This is a genomic window from uncultured Nostoc sp. (genome assembly GCF_964245445.1).
Taxonomy (GTDB): domain Bacteria; phylum Cyanobacteriota; class Cyanobacteriia; order Cyanobacteriales; family Nostocaceae; genus Nostoc.
The window spans coordinates 7,614-13,103 of sequence record NZ_CAXTNE010000021.1 but is presented as its reverse complement, the minus strand read 5'-3'; the positions used below and the strand labels follow the sequence as shown (position 1 = coordinate 13,103).

Sequence of the window (5,490 nt, the reverse complement as noted above, 5' to 3'; positions counted from 1 at the left end):
TTAGCAAAACTCTTTCCCAGTACCCAGTCCCCAGTCCCTAGTTCCCAGCCCCTATGCTTCATTTCCTATCTCATATTCTGCTTTTTCTCAGCTTTAGGATCGCGAGTGGCAACGGCTGCTAGTTCTGCATCCATCAGTGTGCGTCCTGTAGCGGCGAGGTAAACATCATCGAGGCTGGGGCGAGATTGGGCTATGCCAAAGATGGGTAAGCCAGCAGTATTCAACGCTTGCTGTATGTTAATCAGAACATCATTCTGAGGTGTCACTACTAAGTTGAGGGAATTACCTTGAGCGCTGTTGATGATTACTTCTTGGACAAACGGTAAAGGTTGCAAGAGGTTTTTGGCAATTTCTGCTTCCTGAATGGGCGAGAACTCGCGGATTCGCAAAGTGATGCGATCGCCCCCTACTTGATCTTTCAATTGTGAAGGTGTCCCAGTCGCAATTACAACGCCACGATCTATAATTGCCACGCGATCGGCTAAAGCGTCAATTTCTTCTAAATAATGGCTGGTAATTACTACCGTTGTCCCAGAGGCGCGTAATTTTCGCAGGAAATCCCACACCACAAAACGGGTTTCTATGTCAAGTCCTACAGTTGGCTCATCCAACACCAGAACATCCGGTGCATGGAGCAATCCAGCAGCCAAGTCTAGACGCTTGCGTAAACCGCCAGAGTAGGTTCCTGTTTTTTTATTAGCGTATTCTTGCAAACCGAGTAAATCTAATACCGTCTCAATGCGCTGTTTGGCGATCGCGCCTGGAAGATGATAAAGTGCTGCTTGCAATTGCAGCAGTTCTTTTCCAGTCAGCACCTTATCTATAGCGACTTCTTGAGCAACATAGCCTAGTCGTTGTCTTGCCACTCTCGGATTATCTAACACAGAGATGCCAGATACTTCGATTTTGCCAGCATCCGGTGTGGTAAGTGTACACAAAGCACGCAAGGTAGTAGTTTTACCAGCACCGTTGGGGCCAAGTAAACCAAAGATTTCTCCTGATTCTACCTGAAAGGAAACATCCTGGACGGCGACCACTGTACCGTAGCGTTTTTGCAGATTTTGAATTAAAACGGCGGGAGCCATAACAGCTTATCCCCAACTATACAAATCTCAATAAAGTCTATCTTTATTGTAGAAGGTAGGGAGCAAGTAAATAGCGCATGAGCGAAATATATGTAAACAAGTTCGTCTCATGCGCTATGCTGCTATAAATTTATGATTATTCTGGGCAAGTTGCTTGATTGCGTTTGTGGCGAAATAAACCAAATACTATAGCAATTAATCCTAAACCTAAAAGATTTGCAGGCTCTGGAACCTGAGTCCGGATGGCAGGCGGAGTGTAGTACTTAGTTGGGACATCCGGCAGATCGCCATTAAACAGATAGTTGTGAGACTCCCCATTTCCTGTCAAAGAAGCTACCACCACGTTGCCGTTAACTTGACCATTATTGAAATTGAAATTAGCCAAAGGAGCAAGAATACTACCTAGTATGCTAATACCACTGGCAGTTATGTTTGTCGCTTCATAGAAGTTATAGATCACCTTTTGTTTATCTGTGCCAGCGATATTGAACCCAAAGTTTTGCAGCGACACATCCTTACCGCTGATATTGACTACAACAGTCGAATTTGCATCCGCACTGATTCCAAAAGAGTTTGCCTTGGAGACAGATGATCCGGCAAGATTAAAAACATTGAAGGCAGTACCACTGCCACTAAGGTTAATAGCACCCCAAGATTGAACTGTTGTTTTACCAGTAGGAGTTAAGGTTGCTAAATATTGAGATAGCCCTCGCAATTGTTTCCCTGCTTCATTGAAGTCGATGGGTTTACCCTTGCTGAGAGTTCCCTGTGGAAATCCCACATTGCTGGACACATTGGCGGTACCTCCGTAGACAGCATTACCGTGGTAGACTTGACTGCTGCTCAGAGTTAAGTTTTGTCCAGCTACTACTACGTTGCCGCTATTGCCAGAAAGTTTGCTTCCGAGTCCGCCAACGAAATTCACGTTACCGCCAGCAGCAAGTTTTCCTTCAATATCTGTATATTTTTGAGAAATATCTCCTAAAACAAATACGTTGTAATCAGAGGCAGCACCTAACTCAACTGCATTCGCTTTTGCCGAGAAACCCAGCGCTAGTGTGACTAGAATTGGAGCTGCTACTACTCCCCAAATATAATAAGTTTTTAATTTCATTTTCTGATTTATGAATTATCAACATCATCCTATGGGTATAAATTAAAGATTGCATTAGTCTGCTAGCTATTTTCATTGAATTTTTATACTTGTTTTGTTTAGTGTATATTTTTACCTTAATCAATCATTTTACCGCACATTTACTGTTGACTATATCAATTAACTTTTTATCAACAAGAACTCAGTAATTATGAGTTAGGACGTTATTTCACAACTTTCAAAGTTTTGAAGCTACTATCAGCAGAACCACTGATAAATCCTCCCATTGCCTGGATTAGTTGTAGGTAATCAAGGACAGGTTTAGTGATTATTTCTCCCGGCATTAACACAGGAATTCCTGGGGGATAGGGACAGACGATTTCGGCACAGATGCGTTGATTAGTCTGTATCAAAGGTAGTATTTCATTGACAGCAAAAAAGGCTTCACGGGGAGAAAAATGTAAAGGATGACACTTTGTAGTGAAAACATCCTGCCAAAGATCGCTTTTAAAAGTTAAGTTGGTTCGGCGATATTCTTTGGCAAGAATGGTAAAACTTTGTATTAGTTGCTCAATATCGGCTGGGGTATTGCCCAAGCTAATTATAAAGGTGAGATGTTGCAGTGAAGCGAATTCGGCGGTAACAGCAAATTTTTCATCCAGAATTTCATCTGCTTCAAATCCAATTAAGCCTAAACCAGAAACAGTGACAGTTAATCGCGTTTCGTCTAAAGCTACAAAACCGGGAGATTCCCCCAACCCCTCTGGATTCTGTAAGACTGATAATCTAGGAATTTGACTGATTTTTGTTCTAGCTTCATTAGCAAGTTGCAAAGTGCGAGACATCAGCATTTTTCCGTGGAGTGCCATTTGCTGACGCGCTGCATCTAAAGAAGCTAAAAGTAAATAACTAGGACTGGTAGATTGTACGAGTTGCAAAGCTTTACTGATGCGATCGCAATCTATCCTGTTACCTTGGATATGCAGCATCGATGCCTGTGTCATTGCACCAAGTACTTTGTGGATGGATTGTACAGTTAAATCAGCACCTGCTGCTAAGGCTGGAGTGGGTAATTCTGGATGAAAGGCAAAGTGTGCGCCGTGTGCCTCATCTACAAGGAGAGGGATATTGTATTGATGTGTAATGTTGGCGATCACACTTAAATTTCCGCAAACGCCGTAATATGTTGGGTAAACTGTCAACACTGCTTTAACGTCTGGATGTTGTTGGAGTGCAGATTGTAAAGCATTAGGCGTGATGCTATGGGCAATATCTAAAACTGGATCGTATTCAGGATTGAGAAAAATGGGTATTGCACCGGAGAGAATTAAACCAGCGATCGCAGATGAATGTACATTGCGAGGCAAAATGATTTTATCACCTGTACCACAAGTAGCGAGAATTGCTGCTTCAATCCCACAGGTAGAACCATTGACAAGGAACCATGTTTGTAAAGCGCCAAAAGCTGCTGCTGCTAATTGTTGTGCTTCTTGAATAACGCCTTGGGGTGCAAAGAGATTATCTAAATCTGCTAATTCGGTTAAATCAGCGCGAAAGACGGCTTTACCAAATAAGTCAGCCAAGGATTGAGAAATTCCCTCACCTTGTTTATGTCCTGGAGTGTAAAAAGGCGCATGGGGTTTTGCTGCATTGGCTTTTAAGGCATCTAATAATGGTGTTTGGTTTTGATTGAGCATTTTTAGAGAAACAAACTGCAAGGACGCAAAAGAAACAGTCAGTATTAAAGTAGAGTCTAATCTTATAGATAAAATCAAAACTTATGCAATCAAAACTTGAAACATGTGATTGCATCGGCTGACAATGTGATTGCATCAACTAACAATGCGATTGCATCGACTGACAATGTGATTGCATCGACTGACAATGCGATTGCATCGACTGACAATGCGATTGCATGGAGTGACAATGTAATTGCATCGACTGACAATGTAATTGCATCGGCTCAAGAACAGCCTACCTTAACGGATAAATTTCCTTAACTGAACCGTTTGGGGATTTATTCTACGTAAGTCCTAAGAATGCTATGCTTGCGCTAAAATCCGTAAGTCCTGTGTAGCTGACTAGATGAGACCTTATCATCAAATCCCGATTTTTGAGTGTGGTGAACCGATAATAGCGATTCCTTTAGAATTATTTGCGGTGGAATCTCCCCATCCTTATGAAAAATTAGGTGCGCCCTATGGCGATCGCTCCCCCTATTATCTCCGTCAAAGCATTATTGAAAATTTGATCCAAGCGCAAAATTATCTTGATGTTCTGTATCCTAATTGGCGTATCCAAATTTTTGATGCTTATCGCCCAGTAGCAGTCCAGCAGTTTATGGTAGATTACAGCTTCGCCCAAGCAGTTCAGGATAGGGGATTAACTGATGTGGAATTATCCCCAAACCAACGCCGAGAAATTTGGGAAGCGGTTTATGCAATTTGGGCTGTACCAAGTTTGGATGAAAAAACTCCTCCTCCTCACACTACAGGTGCGGCGGTGGATGTGACGCTAGTAGATGATGCAGGGCAAATAGTAAATATGGGTTCGCCCATTGATGAAATGTCAGAGCGATCGCACCCAGATTATTATGCCAATAGCGATCGCCCAGAAACCCAAAAGTATCATGCTCACCGTCAGCTATTGCAAGATGTAATGTTAAAAGTCGGCTTTCAACGCAATCCTAGAGAATGGTGGCATTTTTCTATTGGAGATCAAATGTGGGCTTGGCTGAATAATCAATCCAATCCAGCCAAGCATGTCACAGCACGTTATGGGCGGCTTGTATAGAAAAAGAATTCAGGAGTCAGAATTCAGAATTCAGAATTGAATTGGAGTTTGACTGGCAGACTTTGGTATGAGCGCTCAATCGAACGCTGAATAAATGGTGAAACTAAATACTAAATCTTTATTGCGGAACGAATAAGGGATGAATAAGCGTTCATCCCACATTTTCTTCTGACTACTGAATTCAGACTTCTGAATTCTGATTCAAGCATCTAGAGGATTTAACTCTTTTAACTCGTCAGTAGTGTAAGTACCAATAGGAGTCCAAATTAGATAGGGAAGGAGTAACAGCGCCGCCATTAGAGAAATCGGCAAAACGCTGATTGCCAGGACAACGCCTGAAATCAAACCGATTAGTCCAAGGATTTCTCCAGCTTTGAGGCTGCGAAACCTCAACATTATAGGTATGTAGGCGATGGTGATAATTTCCACCAAGAGGTACAAAGCCATTAGTAGCCAAGTAATTATGCCTCCTGGGTTTTTTTCCCAGACAATATAAGCTGAAGCTGCACCGCAAATAAA

General features: G+C 42.3%; 6 protein-coding genes. 2 read left to right on the top strand and 4 right to left on the bottom strand.

What is annotated here, in order from left to right:
- Positions 1 to 65: 65 nt before the first annotated feature.
- The 3 genes from ACFE90_RS05900 to ACFE90_RS05890 form a co-directional block, all read right to left on the bottom strand.
- Positions 66 to 1,085: an ATP-binding cassette domain-containing protein gene (locus ACFE90_RS05900; RefSeq protein ID WP_375498626.1), complete on the bottom strand. Its 1,020-nt coding sequence runs from the start codon at positions 1,083 to 1,085 to the stop codon at positions 66 to 68.
- 136 nt (positions 1,086 to 1,221) lie between these two features.
- Positions 1,222 to 2,199: a choice-of-anchor A family protein gene (locus ACFE90_RS05895; protein ID WP_375498624.1), complete on the bottom strand. Its 978-nt coding sequence runs from the start codon at positions 2,197 to 2,199 to the stop codon at positions 1,222 to 1,224.
- A 203-nt stretch (positions 2,200 to 2,402) separates the two neighbouring features.
- Positions 2,403 to 3,875 (bottom strand): aminotransferase class I/II-fold pyridoxal phosphate-dependent enzyme, encoded by a 1,473-nt coding sequence (locus ACFE90_RS05890; RefSeq protein ID WP_375498622.1) that lies wholly within the window; start codon positions 3,873 to 3,875, stop codon positions 2,403 to 2,405.
- A gap of 96 nt (positions 3,876 to 3,971) precedes the next feature.
- On the opposite strand from ACFE90_RS05890, the gene ACFE90_RS05885 reads away from it, so the two are divergent.
- Together ACFE90_RS05885 and ACFE90_RS05880 are read left to right on the top strand one after the other, a co-directional pair.
- Positions 3,972 to 4,178: a hypothetical protein gene (locus tag ACFE90_RS05885; RefSeq protein WP_375498620.1), complete on the top strand. Its 207-nt coding sequence runs from the start codon at positions 3,972 to 3,974 to the stop codon at positions 4,176 to 4,178.
- A gap of 85 nt (positions 4,179 to 4,263) precedes the next feature.
- Positions 4,264 to 4,971, top strand: coding sequence for a M15 family metallopeptidase (locus tag ACFE90_RS05880; protein ID WP_375498618.1), 708 nt, complete (start codon positions 4,264 to 4,266; stop codon positions 4,969 to 4,971).
- 201 nt (positions 4,972 to 5,172) lie between these two features.
- Here the strand turns inward: ACFE90_RS05880 and ACFE90_RS05875 are convergent.
- Positions 5,173 to 5,490, bottom strand: a 318-nt coding sequence (locus ACFE90_RS05875; protein ID WP_375498616.1) for a TspO/MBR family protein, incomplete at its 5' end; no start/stop codon positions are given.

Coding starts and splice junctions, on each gene's coding strand:
- ACFE90_RS05890 (WP_375498622.1), bottom strand. CDS start 3,875: ATGCTCAATCAAAACCAAACACCATTATTAGATGCCTTAAAAGCCAAT.
- ACFE90_RS05880 (WP_375498618.1), top strand. CDS start 4,264: ATGAGACCTTATCATCAAATCCCGATTTTTGAGTGTGGTGAACCGATA.
- ACFE90_RS05900 (WP_375498626.1), bottom strand. CDS start 1,085: ATGGCTCCCGCCGTTTTAATTCAAAATCTGCAAAAACGCTACGGTACA.
- ACFE90_RS05895 (WP_375498624.1), bottom strand. CDS start 2,199: ATGAAATTAAAAACTTATTATATTTGGGGAGTAGTAGCAGCTCCAATT.